The sequence below is a fragment of the Pseudomonas sp. PA-7-1E genome, assembly GCF_021605325.1.
Lineage (GTDB): Bacteria > Pseudomonadota > Gammaproteobacteria > Pseudomonadales > Pseudomonadaceae > Aquipseudomonas > Aquipseudomonas fluorescens_BV.
Map to the genome: position 1 here is coordinate 132,736 of NZ_WKFA01000001.1, position 16,670 is coordinate 149,405.

Below are 16,670 nucleotides of genomic sequence, written 5' to 3' on the forward strand. Positions count from 1 at the left end.
CAGCTCACCCGAAGGGGGCTCCCATGATCACCAGTAAGCTGCCAAACGTCGGCACGACCATTTTCACCACCATGTCGCAACTCGCCGCCGAAACCGGCGCGCTCAATCTGTCCCAGGGTTTTCCCGATTTCAATGGTCCGCAGGGTTTGCTCGATGCAGTGGGTAAGCACATCGCCCTTGGTCATAACCAGTACGCCCCCATGACAGGCCTGCCGGTGCTGCGTCAGCAAGTGGCGGCCAAGATCGCCCGCAGCTATGGCGTCACGGTGAATGCCGACACTGAAGTGACCATCACGCCAGGCGCCACCGAGGCGATTTTTTGCGCCATTCAGGCGGTGATTCGCAGCGGTGATGAAGTCATCGTGTTCGACCCCAGCTATGACAGCTACGAGCCTTCGGTTGAACTGGCCGGTGGCCGCTGCGTGCATGTGCAACTGAGCCTGCAAGGCTTCGCCCTGGACTTCGAGAAACTCAAGGCTGCGCTTTCACCGCGTACGCGCATGATCATCCTCAATAGCCCGCACAACCCCACCGGTGCATTGATCAGCCGTGTCGAGCTGGACCAGTTGGCCGAACTGATCCGCGACCGCGATATCTACCTGGTCAGCGATGAGGTCTACGAGCACCTGGTATTCGACGGTGTGCCCCACGTCAGCGTATTGGCCCATCAGGAACTGTATCAGCGCGCATTCGTGGTCAGCTCATTCGGCAAGACCTATCACGTCACAGGCTGGAAGACCGGCTACGTGGTCGCGCCACCGGCCCTCAGCGCCGAACTGCGCAAGGTGCATCAATATGTCAACTTCTGCGGCGTCACCCCTTTGCAGTACGCTTTGGCGGACTTCATGGCCGAACACCCGGAACATGTCGAAGAACTGCCGGCCTTCTATCAGGCCAAGCGGGACCTTTTCTGCGACCTGTTGGCGCCATCGCGCTTGAGCTTTACCCGGGTGACCGGCACTTACTTCCAACTGGTGGATTACTCGCAGATACGCCCAGACCTGGATGACGTCGCCATGTCCCTGTGGATGACCCGCGAACATGGCGTGGCGACCATTCCGGTTTCGGTGTTCTACCAGCACCCACCCCAAGGCCAGCGCCTGGTGCGCCTGTGCTTTGCCAAACGCGAGGAGACGTTGCGACAAGCGGCGGAAAAACTATGCGTGATCTGAGTGTACTGCCCAATCTGAACATTGCCCTGGTGCAGACGAGCCTGGCCTGGCATGACCGGCATGCCAATTTCGAACACTTCGAGTTGCTGCTGGAGCAGGCCAAAGGCGCCGACTTGATCGTGCTGCCAGAGATGTTCACCACCGGTTTTTCGATGGAATCAGAAACCCTCGCCGAGCCGGAAAACGGCCCCACCCATCATTGGCTCCAGGCCCAGGCGGCAAAGTATCAGGCCGTGATTACCGGCAGTGTGATCATCCAGGCCGCCGATGGCAGCCACCGCAACCGTCTGCTGTGGGCGCGGCCGGATGGTGAGGTGTTGCATTACGACAAGCGCCACCTGTTCCGCATGGCCGGTGAACATGACCATTACACCCCAGGTGAACGTCAGGTGCAGTTCGAGTTGAAGGGGTGGCGCATTCGCCCGCTGATCTGCTATGACCTGCGCTTCCCGGTGTGGAGCCGCGATGCCCAGGATACGGACCTGCTGCTGTACACCGCCAACTGGCCGGGCGCTCGGCGTCAGCATTGGAATCGGCTGTTGCCGGCGCGGGCCATTGAGAACCTGTGTTACGTGGCGGCGGTGAACCGGGTGGGCACCGACGGCAAGGGGTTTGCCTACACCGGCGATAGCCAGGTGTTGGATTTCCAGGGTGAGACTTTGCTGAGTGCAGGGGAGGCGGATGGGGTGTTCCAGGTGATCCTGGATGCGGCGGAGCTGGCGGCTTACCGTACACGGTTCCCGGCGAATCTGGATGCCGATAGCTTTCAGTTAGTCTAAGGCTCTTAGATTGTTCCCACGCTCTGCGTGGGAACGCCTCTTGGGACGCTCTGCGTACCGCTTCTAAGGGCGGACGCAGAGCGTCCAGGGCTGCATTCCCACGCAGAGCGTGGGAACGATCAGGCCCCTGGATTCTCACCCAGGGGCCTTTTGCATTACGGCAATGCTTACGCCGCTTTGGCTTCCAACTGGCTCAACGAACGGTTCAGCGCACTGAACAGCGCTTTGAAGCTGGCGGTAGTGATGTTTTCATCGATCCCCACACCATGCACCGGGCGTTCGCCGTTCACGCGCAGTTCAATATAGGCCGCCGCCTTGGCATTGGTACCCGCACCAATCGCGTGCTCGTTGTAGTCCATGATCTCCACGCCAATCGGCAGGCCCGCTACCAGCGCTTCCAACGCACCGTTGCCTTTGCCCTTCCAATGCAGGTTGGTTTCGCCCTGGCCTTTGCCGGAGACTTCCACCTCGACAAAGCTGTTGCCGTTCTCTTCCTGCAGGCGGTGGCTGACCAACGCATACGGCGTGTTGGCTTGCAGGTATTCACGCTGCAGCAAGGCGTAGATCTGTGGCGCGGTCATCTCCAGGCCCACGCGGTCGGTTTCGGCCTGCACCACCTGGCTGAACTCGATCTGCATGCGACGCGGCAAGCTGATGTCGTATTCCTGCTCCAGCAGGTAGGCGATACCGCCTTTGCCCGACTGGCTGTTCACGCGGATCACCGCCTCGTAGCTGCGGCCAATATCGGCCGGGTCGATCGGCAAGTACGGCACTTCCCACAGCGCATCGTCTTTCTGCTGGGAGAAACCTTTGCGGATCGCGTCCTGGTGGGAACCGGAGAATGCGGTATGCACCAGGTCGCCGACATACGGGTGACGTGGGTGCACCTGGATCTGGTTGCATTCCTCGACCACTTTGCGCACGCCGTCAATGTCCGAGAAGTCCAACTGCGGGTCCAGGCCCTGGGTGTACATGTTCAGTGCCACGGTGACCAAGTCGACGTTACCGGTGCGCTCGCCGTTGCCGAACAGGCAGCCTTCCACACGGTCCGCGCCGGCCATCAGGCCCAGCTCGGTGGCCGCCACGCCAGTGCCACGGTCGTTGTGGGTGTGCAGGCTGATGATCACGCTGTCGCGACGGTTGATATGGCGACCGAACCACTCGATCTGGTCGGCATAGATATTCGGCGTGGCGCACTCGACGGTGGCTGGCAGGTTGAGGATCATCTTGTGCTCAGGCGTCGGGTTCCACACCTCGATCACCGCGTCGCAGACTTCCTTGGCGAACTCCAGCTCAGTGGCGCTGAAGGTCTCTGGGGAATATTCGAAGGTCCACTGGGTTTCCGGCTGCTGGGCGGCGTATTTGACGAACAGCTTGGCGGCGTTGACCGCGATGGCCTTGATGCCGTCCTTGTCCTGGTTGAATACGATGCGGCGGAACGACGGCGAGGTGGCATTGTACAAGTGCACAATGGCTTTCTTGGCGCCGCGCAGGGATTCGAAGGTGCGTGCGATCAAGTCTTCACGGCCCTGGGTCAGCACCTGGATGGTGGTGTCCTCGGGGATGTGGTTGTCTTCGATCAGGGTGCGCACGAAGTCGAAGTCGGTTTGCGACGCGGCCGGGAACGAGGCTTCGATTTCCTTCACGCCAACGGCCACCAGGGTCTTCCAGAAGCGCAGCTTTTTCACCGCGTCCATCGGCTCGATCAGCGACTGGTTGCCATCACGCAGGTCGGAGCTGCACCAGATAGGCGCTTGGGTGATGGTTTTCGACGGCCAGGTACGGTCCGGAATGTCGATGGTGGGGAACGCGCGGTACTTCGAAGACGGGTCTTTGAGCATGCTCATCGGGAAATCCTTGGTTGTAGGGGCCGAGAAAAGGCGGCCTGCCGTGGAACTGTTATTGGGGATAAAACTGAGGGCGAGGCAGATCGATTCAGCCTGGCAGTCGTGCGCTGACAAGGCACAGGCTGCGGTGCTGGCGGAGCTGAATGAGGGTGTGAGAGGTTTTCATAAGCCCAACCCTAACCGTGGCCAAGTGAGATGGCAAGGTGGTCAGGAAAAATTGATAGATTTTCTGTATAAAACAAGCTTTATGAATATTTATTGCTAACAGTGTCTTGTTTTCTTCACATTGTTGCGCTGCTGTAGGTGGTGGCGCAATTTTGGTGATGAGGTTTTCCCGTGGCGCCGTATGCGGCAGTGAAGGGCTCACCATCGCGCAAACAACGCACGACGGTGATTACTCAAATCACTTTATGGAAGATCTGATAATCCCCTGCCGTAAAGCTATCCGTGACGTTGGCCCCGGGATCCCTTGGTATTGACGGGCCGCTGATGGCAACACTCTTGTTGAATGCTTTGTCCGGGTAAACGCCTATGCCCACCCCTCCAGTGAGTTCCGCCAGACCTGGAACGTTTCGGGCTGTGTTCATATGGGCCCGGCCTACCAAGGCGAGTACTTTTTCGCCCGGCTTGCGTGTTTCCAAGATACGGGTCGCGAAGTAATTGAATTCTTGCAGGCGAGTAATACCTTCGTCGTTGTCCCCAACGTACTTATAGAAATCGGGCATATCCGATCGGCGGGTCAAGTAGTGGTGCTCGAGGGATTTGACGGTGATTCCATTGTCATTGGCAAGTTGAACCAGTTCCGAGAGCGTGGGAGACGCGCCTTGAGGACGGTGGGCCCCCATGCCCACATCCATGAGCTGGCCCGCGGCATTGGTTTCGACATTCTCAAGATAAAGTGTGGTAACCCCAGACTCTTTGAGGGCCTGCATATTCTCTTTGAGCATCTGGAAACTGGCGATTTCGTTATGGCGCTCGCCCAGTACCACCACATCAGTGATTTCGTAGGCCTTACGCAACAGGTCGGCCGGCGAGGTGCCGGGTGCGAGCTCCAGCCGGGGCGGGCGCGGCGGCATCTGGCCTTGAGTGAGCATGTTCTTGTAGAAGTTGTACAAATCCCGCCTGAACCAATACCTGGCCACAGGCAAGGTTTTAGCGGTGAAGTCGGCTTCGACCAGCCGCCCTCTGTTGAGGCTGAAATACTCGGCGTCTGGTAACGCAGGTCGGGCAGGGGCCTCGGCGCCTCTCGTCGAAGCTCCCGGTGTCGGCGTGGGGGCTCCACCGGGCAGTTGATTCAGGCGCCATTCACCGTTGCCCGCATGTTGTACAGAGGCGACGATTCTGCTGCTTTTGGGCGCAGTTGCTGGGACGTTCGGGTCGATGATATTGACCCAGCCACTGCGAGCGTGAAAGGCTGAATCGATCTGATAAACCCTGCTCACGCGGGTACTGTCGGTAAATCGGATGAACCACTCGTCGCCAACGTTATAGGTACCGTCACTCCTTAGCGTCCGGCCGTTGATCATATCGCCAGGCCTGGCGTACGCACTCAAGTCGCGCTCGGGAATGACGGCGTCGTTGGGCGTGCGTGAGCCGGCGATAGTGTTGCCGGTGCTGGCTAAAGGTCGTGCCGGCACTGGGCTGACGGGCGCAGGCAGTGCTCTTGGCCCTGGGCGCGGGGTAATCGCGCCTGTCGCCGTCGACGACTTGAATACCGGGCGTAGGGGGGCCGCGCGAACATTGGAGATACCCGCGGCAGACAGGGTGAAATCACTGTAGATCGCCCGTCCCAGGCCGGGTCTTTTGATCAGGTGCGGCAACACTCTGCTGTTGGCGCGCAGTGCGCTGATGCCGGCTTTGCCCAGACGAAAACCCGCAGACACGCCTTTGCCAGCCACCGGTATCAGGTCGGTAAAGATCAATGCCACTTCAATGCCGAACTCGATTTTGTTCTTGAGCGATTGCCGTGCGACCTCCGCACTGCTTACGGACTGGTGGTCCGCTCGGTCGATCGCCATCTGTACGTGTTGCTTGTACAGATGGTCTTGGAAATCACCTTTTATGGGCTCAAGGCGAGTGGCGCCTCCCAGCAGCTTGATCGACGAGACCGCCAGCTCGGGTGACATCAATTTCGTTGGGCTGTACGCAGCTTCTTTAAGCGCTCCCTTGAACTGATCGACCTCATCTTTACTGACGGGTGATTTTCTTTGCGCGATATAGGTTGCCCACTCTTTTTTCTCCAGGAGGGTGTCGAGGGCCTTGTGGTCCGCGACTTCGCGATAAGTAATGCCGTCGGGAGCCTTGGGGGTGTACAGCACCAGCGATGGATCTGTCTGGTTGCCGATCACCATCACGCCCTGCACCGCTAGCCCCCTGTGCAGCAGGCTGTTGGCGACGATGGTTTTCCCATCGACTTGAGGGCGGGTGGCCGGGTCGGGGTGAGTCAGTACCGCATCCGCCCACTGCGCCGCGCGTTTATGGATGTTGTCGCTGGCCAGTTCCGTATAGGCGTCGGGGCTGAGTTCTGCCAGAAACGCCTCTTTGTCCATCGCGTCTGCCAGATGAGCTTTCCACGCTGTGCGCAAGTGCACAGCACTCCCCGATTGGGCATCTGGGGCCATTTCCTGTTTGAGTAGTTTGGTGTATTCGCCCCCGACATCGGCGGTATTGACCAGTGCCTTGAGATCGTCGGTATCCAGGGTAACCGGCTTGCCGCTCAGGTCTCGCACAGGCTTGCCGTGCTTGTCGCGCAGAGGCAAGGTCATTTTCTCATCGGTGTATACACCTCTTTCGACGGCAGGGAAGCCACTGGGATTCTTCAGCGCCAAGTCGGTCAGGGACACCGCGTCTTGTTTCGAATAGAGGGGTTGGCCAGTCCCTCTGCCGCCGTGGATGGCGGTGCGGGTGTGGACCTGCACCATGAGTTGATCCGCATCGATTTCTGCTGCCGGGTATCGCTGTTTTATGGCTGCATTCAGGCGGTCACGGGCGAAGGTGTTCAGCGCCGGGATTTTTTCAAGCAGGGGCGTCAGCGCATCCAGGCTCCGTTCCTGCGCCTTGTCCAAGTGCAAAAACAAGGCTTCTTGAAAGGGGCTTAGATTCTTCAACCATTCGGGTTGGAGTTTGTCGGTCAGTTTGGCGTCCCGGGCCAGCATGGCGTTGGTGCCATCGGTGAGGTACGACCAGTCGGCCGCATTATCGATACCTTCCAATGTGGCACTGTCGAGAAGGGGGTTGACGGTTTTGCCTGGCGCCAATGCTGTGCTCAGGTGGGTATTAATGTCTGCCCGCTGGCGTTTGAGCATCCAGGGAATGGATTGCGCCAACACATCCCCGGCCGATGGCTCGACACTGGACATCAGATCTTTTCCGGTAATAGGGTCGGGCCTGTTTTGCAGAGCCGGGGGCAGGCCTTGCAGGAGCAACTTGGCCTCGACACCGCCCTGGTCCAGGCGGTTGGCCAAAGCCTGGCGTGCCTGGGCCGGGGTTGCGAATTCCTCGAAACCTTCGCTGGGCGTGTACATCACGACGGGGCCATTGTCATCGTTGAGCGCAAGTGCGCGCCCATTCGGCCAGGTGGGCGGCGTAGCATAGGAGCCGTCTTTTCGGGTGATGAGAAAGGCCCCTGGCAGCATCGCGCCATGTTCCGTTTGGTCATCCACAGTAACGGGGTACACCCCTAAGCGATCACCGTCGGTGAAGCGTTTTTCCCGGTCTTGCAGGGTGGGGTAGCGCAACGCGGAGTCGATCAGGCCTTTGCCGGTCGCGCTCAGGGTGCCATCGCTCAGGCGCAGTGAGGCGAGGATCGACAGCTGTTTTTTGTGCAGGAACAACAGTTGCTCTTGCGGCGGCATCTGGAGCGTCGGCTGATTTTCCACCGGCCGCGGTGTGCTCCAGTATTCTTCAAGCGCCTGCGGGTATTGCGTGGCAATGCTGCGAGCAATGGATTGCAGCGTGCCTTCGGTAAAGGCCGGTACCGCCATGTCGGCAATGGTTCGTCGATAAGTGAATTCAGTGCTTATGCCTCGCTCCGGGCGCATCAACGCATTCGGGTTGGCCTGGATGTCGCGGATCATCCTGGCCAGTGCAGCCATCAGGGGCTCTGAAGAGGCCAGTGATTCGCGTCCATCGCCCACTCTGTAGCGATTGAAACTGAGCATGTCCGGATTCAGCGGCCTGATCGCGGGGAAGGCTTCCTCAAGTTGCGACTGTACAAAGGCCTTGAAGCCGGGTTGCTGGCTATGCAGGCGTTGCTTGTCTTCGGTCAGCAACGCGTGTTCAGCGGTGAACTGTGTTTCACTGCTGGGTTTGAAATGCTTCACCAACTGCGGGTATCGCATTTTCGCCGGGGTTATACCTGACGAGGCGGGAGTAGGTGGGTCATCGGGGGCGTAATTGGCGGCGGCGGTCAAGGGGACTGATGCAGGTTGTTGCAGAGTTGCGGGTGGTGTAGGCGGGCTGGTCGGGGGGGTACCGGGTGAGGCGTGAGATGAGGGCAAGAGGTTTTGCGAATGTCGCTCTGACAGTGCTGGGGTAAGTGACATGGAAAGAGTCTCATGGGAATTGGATCTCCAATGCTCAGGTCCTGCTCATTACGTCCGTGTAAATCGCTGGTTGAGTGAGTCTCGGGTGTCGGATGGTTCATCGCAAAAGTGTAAGAAGATCACAATGCATTGCAGCGAACCTCCGGCAGATCAGGCGCCAGCGCAGGAAATCACTGACGCCCCTCACGGCCACGGTATTCAGGGTTGAAACGCGCCGATAAAAATCGCCGGATCTACCCGTGCATCATTCAGGCTGACGTTCCAGTGCATATGCGGCCCGGTGGCCCGGCCTGTCGAGCCGACTTTGCCGACTACCGCACCGCGCACCAGTGGCTGACCCACCTTCACATCGATCTTCGACATATGGCAGAACATGCTGATAAAGCCCTGGCCATGGTCGACAAACACGGTATTGCCGTTGAAGAAGTAATTGCCGACCAGAATCACCTTGCCATTGGCGGGTGTCTTGATCGGTGTGCCGGCCGGTACGGCGAAATCCAGGCCCGAATGCGGGTTGCGTTCCTCACCGTTGAAGAAGCGGCGCACCCCGAATTTGCTCGAAAGCGGCCCGTTCACCGGTTTATCCAGCACCAGGTTGCTAGGCAGGTTCGGGCTGAAGCTGCGGTAAGCCTTGAGCTGCACTGCCAGTTCGCCTTCGATGCGCTTGAGCTGAGCCGGGTCAGGGTTGACCTGGCTCTTGTTCTTCAAAGTAATGCGCTGTTCCGGATACTTCTTGTAACCGACGATAAACGGCAGGTTGCGCCCCCCGCTGCTGATGCGCTCGTTGCCAGGCTTGACCGTTAACGGGATACCGACAATCGCCAGCCAGTTGTCCTGCTCCTTGACCACCAGCACCGGCTTGCCCTGGTAGGTGGCTTTCGGCGCCGTGGCCGAAGGGCCCAGTTCGACGACGGCCACGCCGCCTGGCACCGGTTTGTTCAGGGTTCGCGTGATGTAACTGTCGGCGTGGGCGTTAAATGTGAGGCACAACAGCATCAACAGGCTCAGTAGGCGTGGCATCGATCAATCCAATAATGAAAGGGTGACGGGTGTCAGGTGGTTGTCTTCCACCCGCACTTGCAATTGGCCTTCACCCAGGCGCGCGGTGAGGCGCTGGCCGGTGTGGGTTTGTGCGGCATTGCGAATCGCCTGGCCGCGCTCGTCCAACAGGATGCTGTAGCCGCGGCCCAGGGTCGCCAGCGGGCTGACCACCTGCAATGTCTGCACTTGGCTCTGCAGTTGCAGACGCCGAGCCTTGAGACCTTCACGCATGGCGCGGGGCAGGCGTTCGGCGAGGCTGTCCAGGCGTTGGCGCAAGAGTGCCAGTTGACGGCCGGGGTGCTGGCCGGCGAGGCGGGTTTCCAGGCGGATCAAGCGCTCGCGACGGGTATTGAGGCTACGCTCAAAGGCGCGGCGCAAGCGCATGTCCAGGTCATCCAGGCGCTGGGCCTGCTGGCGCAAGCGCTCGCCCGGGTGACGCAGGCGCCGGGCCATGCCTTCCAGGCGCAGGCGGCTGTGGCTCAGGCGGTTGCGCATCAGCATCACCAGGCGGCGCTGCAGGTTTTCCACTTGACGCACCAGGTGGCTGGCGTCGGGAGCCAGCAACTCGGCGGCGGCGGAGGGAGTAGGGGCGCGGACGTCCGCCACGAAGTCGCTGATGGACACATCGGTTTCATGACCAACGGCACTGACGATAGGGGTAACGCAGGCATCAATTGCGCGGGCCACCACCTCTTCGTTGAAGCACCACAAGTCTTCCAGGGAGCCACCGCCACGGGCCAGGATCAGCGCGTCGAAACCCCGGGCGTCGGCGAGTTTCAGCGCCCGCACGATCTGCGGGATTGCTTCGCGGCCTTGCACGGCAGTAGGGATCAGGGTCAGTTCAACGTTCGGCGCGCGGCGGCGGAATACGCTGATGATGTCGCGAATTACCGCGCCGGTGGGCGAGCTGATAATACCGATGCGCCGAGGATGCGCCGGCAGCGCCACTTTGCGTTCGGCACTGAACAGGCCTTCGGCGCTCAGCTTTTCCTTCAGTGCGTCGAAGGCCAGGCGTAGCGCACCATCACCGGCCGGCTCCACGGTATCGAGGATCAGTTGGTAATCGCCGCGGCCCTCGAACAACGAGACCTTGCCGCGCACCTTCACCGCCAGGCCATCCTTCAACGCCTGACGTACCCGCGCCGCGTTATTGCGAAACAGCGCGCAACGCACCTGGGCGCCACTGTCCTTGAGCGTGAAATACACATGGCCGGAGGCCGGGCGGGCGAGGTTGGAGATCTCGCCTTCCACCCAGATATTGGTGAACACGTCTTCCAGCAACACCCGCGCGCGGCCGTTGAGTTGGCTGACAGTCAGGACTTCGCGGTCCAGGCCCAAGCGGGCAAAAGGATCTTTAATCATGGGCGGCAGTTTATAGGCATTCGTGCAGGGTTTGACAGAATTGCTCCACCAGCGCGTTCGGCGCTTGCGCGCAGGCCAGGGCTACGGTGCTGTCGCAGTCAGGGTCGGCCAAGGGCAAAAATTGCACGTTGGGCGGGGCGATGTCCTGCATGGATTTTGGTAACAGGGCAATCCCGAAACCGGCCTGGATCAATTGCAACTGCGTGGTCTTGCGCGACATTACCCGCGCCGCCTTGGGGAAAAAACCTGCACGCATGCACAATTCAGCCGACAGATAGCTCAGCCCGCCGCGCTGAGGGTGGGGGATTGAAATAAACGCCTCATCCTTGAGTTGCATTAACTCGACCGCTGCGTTGCCGCGTGCCAAGGGATGACCCGCAGGCACTGCCAGCGCCAACGGCTCGGTGTACCAAGGCACCACGCGCACGCCTTCGCGCTGGCGCAACACCGGCAACCGCAGCAGGCCGACGTCCAGGCGGCCCTCGACGATTTCCTCCAGTTGGGCTTCGGAGGAGAGTTTGACGATATCCATCGACACACCCGGGCAGCGCTCCAGCCACGTGCTGATGCCTTGCAGTAACGCGCCGCTCATCGGCACGGTGCTCGAATGGCTCAGGCGCAAGGTGCCGAGTTGGCCCTGGCCCACTTGTGTCGCCAGGTCGCTGGCCTTGAGCAACTCACTCAGCAGGTTGCGCGCCCGTGGGTAGAAGGCTTCGCCGGCGGCCGTCAGCCTTGGCTGGCGTGCAGTGCGTTCGAACAGTGGGGTTTGCAGTTGAGATTCAAGCTCCTTGATCTGCCGGCTCAAGGCTGATTGCGCCACGAACAGGCGCTCGGCGGCAGCACTGAAGCTACCGCTGTCGGCGATTTCGACGAAATAACGCAGTTGCCGGGTGGAGATCAAGAGTCATGCCTTTTTGAGATGAGTAGTGAGCCTGGAAGATATTAGTCGCAACCCTTGCCGATGGCTAAAGTGAACGGCATCTCAATAGAAGGAATAAGTCATGAGCCCGGTTGAGCTGATGAGCCAGTGGACTTTCGGCGGTATTGATTGGCTGGTGATCGGCCTGGGCGTGACGGTGGCTTATATCGTGTTCGGCATTGCCGGGTTCGGCACGGCGCTGGTGGCGGGGCCGATCCTGATTTTATTCATGCCGCTGTCGAAGATCATCCCGTTGCTGGTGCTTCTGGACTTTGTCGCTGCGTTTGGCGGCCTGCTGCGAACACGGCGCGATGTGAACAAGCCGGAACTGTTGCGGTTGCTGCCCTGCATGGCCATCGGCTGCACCCTGGGCGTGGTGTTTTTGCTCAACCTGCATTCGGACCTGTTGCTGTTATTGATGGGGCTGTTTATCAGCGTCTACGCGATTTACAGCCTGGCGGTGAAAGCAAGGCCGACTCAGCTGGCGGCGGGCTGGTCGATTCCCATGGGCACCGTTGGCGGCCTGTTTGGGGCGCTATTCGGCAGTGGCGGCTTCTTATATGCGATTTACCTGAACAGCCGTTTGCCCAAGGACGCTGCGCGGGCTACGCAAAGCGCGCTGATCAGTTGCAGCACGGTCGTGCGTTTGAGTCTGTTCCTGATTGCCGGGGTGTATGCAGATTTGCCGTTATTGATGTTGGCGGTTTGCCTGTTGCCGGCGATGGCCCTGGGGTTGTGGTGTGGGCGCAGGCTGACGATGCGGCTGTCCCGTGAGGCGTTCGTGCGGTTGGTGACCTGGCTGGTATTGGCCAGCGGTATTGCGTTGATCGGACGGTATTTGAGTACTTGACCTGATTTTTTCAGGGATTAAGCTGCCGTCCTCCCGGGCGTCATCGCGGGCAAGCCCGGCTCCCACATTGGAATGCGATCACCTGTGGGAGCCGGGCTTGCCCGCGATGGCGCCAATAGCCACACCGCAGGACTCCCATGAACTCCCAAAGCATCCTTGTCCCGAAAATCTCCACCTTGCCGGTCCACGAACCCCGCGCCCGGGCGATTGTGCGCTGGCTGGTGCGCAAGAACATCATCAAGGAAGAGCTCACCACTTGCGGGCGTACCGGCAACCGCATGGGCTACGCCCTGGCCGATGGTGCCCGCGCGGTGGTGCTGCACCCCGAAGCGCTGCCGTTCAACGAGCCGGTCAATGGCCTGGAGATCATCTACAAGCGTTGCATCTACACGCCGGCCAAGGGGTTCCTCGAAGAAGCTGGCTGCCCGGAGTGCCTAAAGGAAGTCGGCGAGGCGCTGTTTGAAAGCCTGGAAGACTGGATGCCTGGCCACACCGATAACTTCACCTGCCCGCTATGTGGGCATGAAGACGACATCAATGGCTTTCTGTTCCTGCAGGAATGCGGGTTTTCCAACCTGGGATTCATTTTCAACAACTGGGCGGAGGCGGGCTTCAAACAGAGCTTTATCGACGAGTTTGCCGATTGGCTCGATCAAAAAATGAGCTGGGTCAAAGTCGAACTGTAACTTTTTGCCGAACACGATCGTTCCCACGCTCCCGCGTGGGCAACGCCGCATGGGACGCTCCGCGTCCCGTTGTTGTCGGAGATTTTGAATCCTGCCCCAAGGCGACGCGGAGCGTCACCAGAGGCATTCCCACGCGGAGCATGGGAATGATCGGGGCGATGAAATTACCCATCTATCAGTATTACCAAGTTTGTCAGAGTTTTACATTGAGCCCGGCAGGGTGCATGTATATAATGGCGCGCTTCCATTTTCCCGCTCGGGAGCCCCCGCGATGCTGCGTATCAGCCAAGAAGCTCTGACATTCGACGACATTCTCCTAGTGCCCGGTTATTCCGAGGTGCTTCCTAACGAAGTCAGTCTCAAGACCCGCCTAACCCGTGGCATCGAGCTGAATATTCCCCTGGTTTCCGCTGCCATGGACACCGTCACCGAAGCCCGTCTGGCCATTGCCATGGCTCAGGAAGGCGGCATCGGCATCATCCACAAGAACATGACCATCGAGCAGCAAGCTGCCGAAGTGCGCAAGGTCAAGCGTTACGAAGCCGGTGTGGTGAAAGATCCGATCACCATCGAAGCTGACGCCACCGTGCGTGACCTGTTCGAACTCACGCGTATGCACAACATCTCCGGCGTCCCGGTGCTGCACGATGGCGACCTGGTCGGCATCGTCACTTCCCGTGACGTGCGTTTCGAGAACCGCCTTGAAGTCACCGTCCGCGAAGTGATGACGCCTAAAGAGCGCCTCGTCACCGTCAAGGAAGGCGCCGACAAGAACGATGTGCGCGAACTGCTGCACAAGCACCGCATCGAGCGCGTGCTGATCGTCGACGACAAATTCGCCCTCAAAGGCATGATGACCGTCAACGACATCGAAAAAGCCAAGGCTTACCCGCTGGCCAGCAAGGATGACCAAGGTCGTCTGCGCGTTGGCGCTGCGGTCGGTACCGGTAAAGACACCGGTGATCGCGTCTCGGCGCTGGTCGCTGCCGGTGTTGACGTGGTAGTGGTCGACACCGCCCACGGCCACTCCAAAGGCGTGATCGACCGCGTGCGTTGGGTCAAGCAGAACTTCCCTGAAGTGCAGGTGATCGGCGGCAACATCGCTACCGGCGCTGCCGCCAAGGCCCTGGCCGAAGCTGGCGCCGACGCAGTCAAGGTCGGTATCGGCCCAGGCTCCATCTGCACCACGCGTATCGTCGCCGGTGTGGGCGTGCCGCAGATCAGCGCCATCGCCAACGTCGCCGCTGCCCTTGAAGGCACTGGCGTACCCTTGATCGCCGACGGTGGCATCCGTTTCTCCGGTGACCTGTCCAAGGCCATCGTAGCCGGTGCCTCCTGCGTGATGATGGGCTCGATGTTCGCCGGTACCGAAGAAGCACCGGGCGAGATCGAACTGTTCCAGGGCCGTTCGTACAAGGCTTACCGTGGCATGGGTTCGCTGGGCGCCATGTCCCAGGCGCAAGGCTCTTCCGACCGTTATTTCCAGGACTCTTCGGCAGGCGCCGAGAAGCTCGTACCGGAAGGCATCGAAGGCCGTGTGCCGTACAAAGGCACCCTGAGCGCGATCATCCATCAACTGATGGGCGGCCTGCGTTCCTCGATGGGCTACACCGGCAGCGCCAACATCGAAGAAATGCGCACCAAGCCAGAGTTCGTACGGATCACCGGCGCCGGCATGGCTGAATCCCATGTCCACGACGTGCAGATCACCAAGGAAGCGCCAAACTACCGTGTAGGTTGAGGCTTCCAGCAAAACGTTAAGTAACCGGGGCTGTTCTTCAGCCCCGAGTTGTTTCTGATTCATTAGACGAGACTGACTTCATGGCCCTCGACATTCACGCCCACCGCATCCTGATCCTCGACTTCGGTTCCCAGTACACCCAACTGATCGCCCGCCGCGTGCGTGAAATCGGCGTGTACTGCGAACTGCATCCGTTCGACATGGACGATGAAGCGATCCGCGAATTCGCACCCAAAGGCGTCATTCTCGCCGGTGGCCCCGAGTCCGTTCACGAAGCCAATAGTCCGCGCTGCCCGCAAGCGGTATTCGACCTGGGTGTGCCGGTATTCGGCATCTGCTACGGCATGCAGACCATGGCCGAGCAACTGGGCGGCAAGGTAGAAGGCTCCGAGCTGCGTGAATTCGGTTATGCCCGTGTGGACGTGGTCGGCAAGAGCCGCCTGCTGGACGGCATCGAAGACCACATCGACGCCGACGGCCTGTTCGGCCTCGACGTCTGGATGAGCCACGGTGACAAGGTCACCAAAATGCCGGAAGACTTCCACATCCTGGCCAGCACCCCGAGCTGCCCGATTGCCGGCATGTTCAGCGATGAGCGTCGCTACTACGGGGTGCAGTTCCACCCGGAAGTGACCCACACCAAGCAAGGCGGGCGCATCCTGTCGCGTTTCATCCTCGACATCTGCGAGTGTGAAGCCCTGTGGACCCCGTCGAAAATTGCTGAAGACGCCATCGCCCAAGTGCGCGCCCAGGTCGGCACTGACAACGTATTGCTTGGCCTGTCCGGCGGCGTTGACTCCTCGGTTGTGGCCGCCTTGCTGCACAAGGCCATTGGCGACCAGCTGACCTGCGTATTCGTCGACAACGGCCTGCTGCGCCTGCACGAAGGTGAGCAAGTGATGGCCATGTTCGCCGAGAACATGGGCGTCAAGGTGATCCGCGCCAACGCTGAGGACCAGTTCCTCAACAACCTGGCCGGCGAGTCCGACCCGGAGAAGAAGCGCAAGATCATCGGCCGCACCTTCATCGACGTGTTCGATGCCGAGTCCAACAAACTGGACAACATCAAGTACCTCGCCCAGGGCACCATCTACCCCGACGTGATCGAGTCGGCCGGCGCCAAGAGCGGCAAGGCCCACGTGATCAAGTCCCACCACAACGTGGGTGGCCTGCCTGAGGAGATGAACCTCAAGCTGGTAGAACCGCTGCGCGAACTGTTCAAGGACGAAGTCCGCCGTCTGGGCCTGGAACTGGGCCTGCCGTACGACATGGTCTACCGCCACCCATTCCCAGGCCCGGGCCTGGGCGTGCGTATCCTGGGTGAAGTGAAGAAGGAATACGCCGACCTGCTGCGTCGCGCCGACCACATCTTCATCGAAGAACTGCGCAAGGCCGACTGGTACCACAAGGTCAGCCAGGCGTTCGTGGTATTCCAGCCGGTGAAATCGGTTGGCGTTGTAGGCGATGGTCGTCGTTACGCATGGGTTGTTGCGTTGCGTGCCGTAGAGACGATCGACTTCATGACAGCGCGTTGGGCACACCTGCCTTACGAACTGCTGGAGACGGTCAGCGGCCGGATTATCAACGAGATCGAAGGTATCTCGCGCGTGACGTATGACGTGTCGAGCAAGCCGCCGGCGACGATTGAGTGGGAATGATGGGACGTCCGGCATTGTCCGGCACGATCTAGCAAGAAATGCCCTGGAGCCCGCGTAATTGCGGGCTTTTG

General features: G+C 60.0%; 12 protein-coding genes. 7 read left to right on the forward strand and 5 right to left on the reverse strand.

What is annotated here, in order from left to right; all coding sequences use genetic code 11:
* The first annotated feature begins 23 nt into the window (after window positions 1–23).
* Together GIW79_RS00675 and GIW79_RS00680 are read left to right on the forward strand one after the other, a co-directional pair.
* Entirely contained in the window at window positions 24–1,172 is a 1,149-nt protein-coding gene (locus GIW79_RS00675; protein ID WP_054897811.1) for a pyridoxal phosphate-dependent aminotransferase, read from the forward strand.
* Window positions 1,160–1,951: an amidohydrolase gene (locus GIW79_RS00680; protein WP_054922036.1), complete on the forward strand. Its 792-nt coding sequence runs from the start codon at window positions 1,160–1,162 to the stop codon at window positions 1,949–1,951. The genes GIW79_RS00675 and GIW79_RS00680 overlap by 13 nt, the downstream gene beginning before the upstream one ends.
* Before the next feature lie 167 nt (window positions 1,952–2,118).
* Here GIW79_RS00680 and leuA read toward each other — a convergent pair whose 3' ends face one another.
* Complete coding sequence (gene leuA / locus GIW79_RS00685) at window positions 2,119–3,798, reverse strand: 2-isopropylmalate synthase (RefSeq protein WP_014719812.1); 1,680 nt, start codon at window positions 3,796–3,798, stop codon at window positions 2,119–2,121.
* Between the two features lie 43 nt (window positions 3,799–3,841).
* Here leuA and GIW79_RS00690 point away from each other — a divergent pair, with 43 nt between their 5' ends.
* Window positions 3,842–4,063, forward strand: a complete 222-nt coding sequence (locus GIW79_RS00690; protein WP_229999534.1) for a hypothetical protein — start codon at window positions 3,842–3,844, stop codon at window positions 4,061–4,063.
* Between the two features lie 133 nt (window positions 4,064–4,196).
* Here GIW79_RS00690 and GIW79_RS00695 read toward each other — a convergent pair whose 3' ends face one another.
* The 4 genes from GIW79_RS00695 to GIW79_RS00710 form a co-directional block, all read right to left on the reverse strand.
* Window positions 4,197–8,069 carry a membrane-targeted effector domain-containing toxin gene (locus GIW79_RS00695; RefSeq protein ID WP_236477355.1) on the reverse strand — a complete coding sequence of 1,291 codons (3,873 nt, stop codon included), beginning with the start codon at window positions 8,067–8,069 and terminating at the stop codon, window positions 4,197–4,199.
* A gap of 471 nt (window positions 8,070–8,540) precedes the next feature.
* Window positions 8,541–9,362 (reverse strand): M23 family metallopeptidase, encoded by an 822-nt coding sequence (locus GIW79_RS00700; RefSeq protein WP_057975063.1) that lies wholly within the window; start codon window positions 9,360–9,362, stop codon window positions 8,541–8,543.
* Between the two features lie 3 nt (window positions 9,363–9,365).
* Window positions 9,366–10,745 (reverse strand): exodeoxyribonuclease VII large subunit, encoded by a 1,380-nt coding sequence (xseA, locus tag GIW79_RS00705; RefSeq protein WP_127881008.1) that lies wholly within the window; start codon window positions 10,743–10,745, stop codon window positions 9,366–9,368.
* Window positions 10,746–10,755: 10 nt separating this feature from the next.
* Window positions 10,756–11,646 carry a LysR family transcriptional regulator gene (locus tag GIW79_RS00710; RefSeq protein ID WP_054897805.1) on the reverse strand — a complete coding sequence of 297 codons (891 nt, stop codon included), beginning with the start codon at window positions 11,644–11,646 and terminating at the stop codon, window positions 10,756–10,758.
* 100 nt (window positions 11,647–11,746) lie between these two features.
* On the opposite strand from GIW79_RS00710, the gene GIW79_RS00715 reads away from it, so the two are divergent.
* From GIW79_RS00715 to guaA, 4 genes are all read left to right on the forward strand, one after another.
* Window positions 11,747–12,514, forward strand: a complete 768-nt coding sequence (locus GIW79_RS00715; RefSeq protein WP_236453793.1) for a sulfite exporter TauE/SafE family protein — start codon at window positions 11,747–11,749, stop codon at window positions 12,512–12,514.
* A 137-nt stretch (window positions 12,515–12,651) separates the two neighbouring features.
* A complete protein-coding gene (locus GIW79_RS00720) occupies window positions 12,652–13,200 on the forward strand; it encodes a hypothetical protein (protein ID WP_005791157.1) in 549 nt (182 codons plus the stop codon).
* A gap of 271 nt (window positions 13,201–13,471) precedes the next feature.
* Entirely contained in the window at window positions 13,472–14,941 is a 1,470-nt protein-coding gene (gene guaB / locus GIW79_RS00725) for an IMP dehydrogenase (RefSeq protein WP_034128014.1), read from the forward strand.
* An 80-nt stretch (window positions 14,942–15,021) separates the two neighbouring features.
* The gene (gene guaA / locus GIW79_RS00730; protein ID WP_014719806.1) at window positions 15,022–16,599 is read left to right on the forward strand and encodes a glutamine-hydrolyzing GMP synthase; all 1,578 of its coding nucleotides are present in this window, start codon (window positions 15,022–15,024) and stop codon (window positions 16,597–16,599) included.
* Window positions 16,600–16,670: the final 71 nt, after the last annotated feature.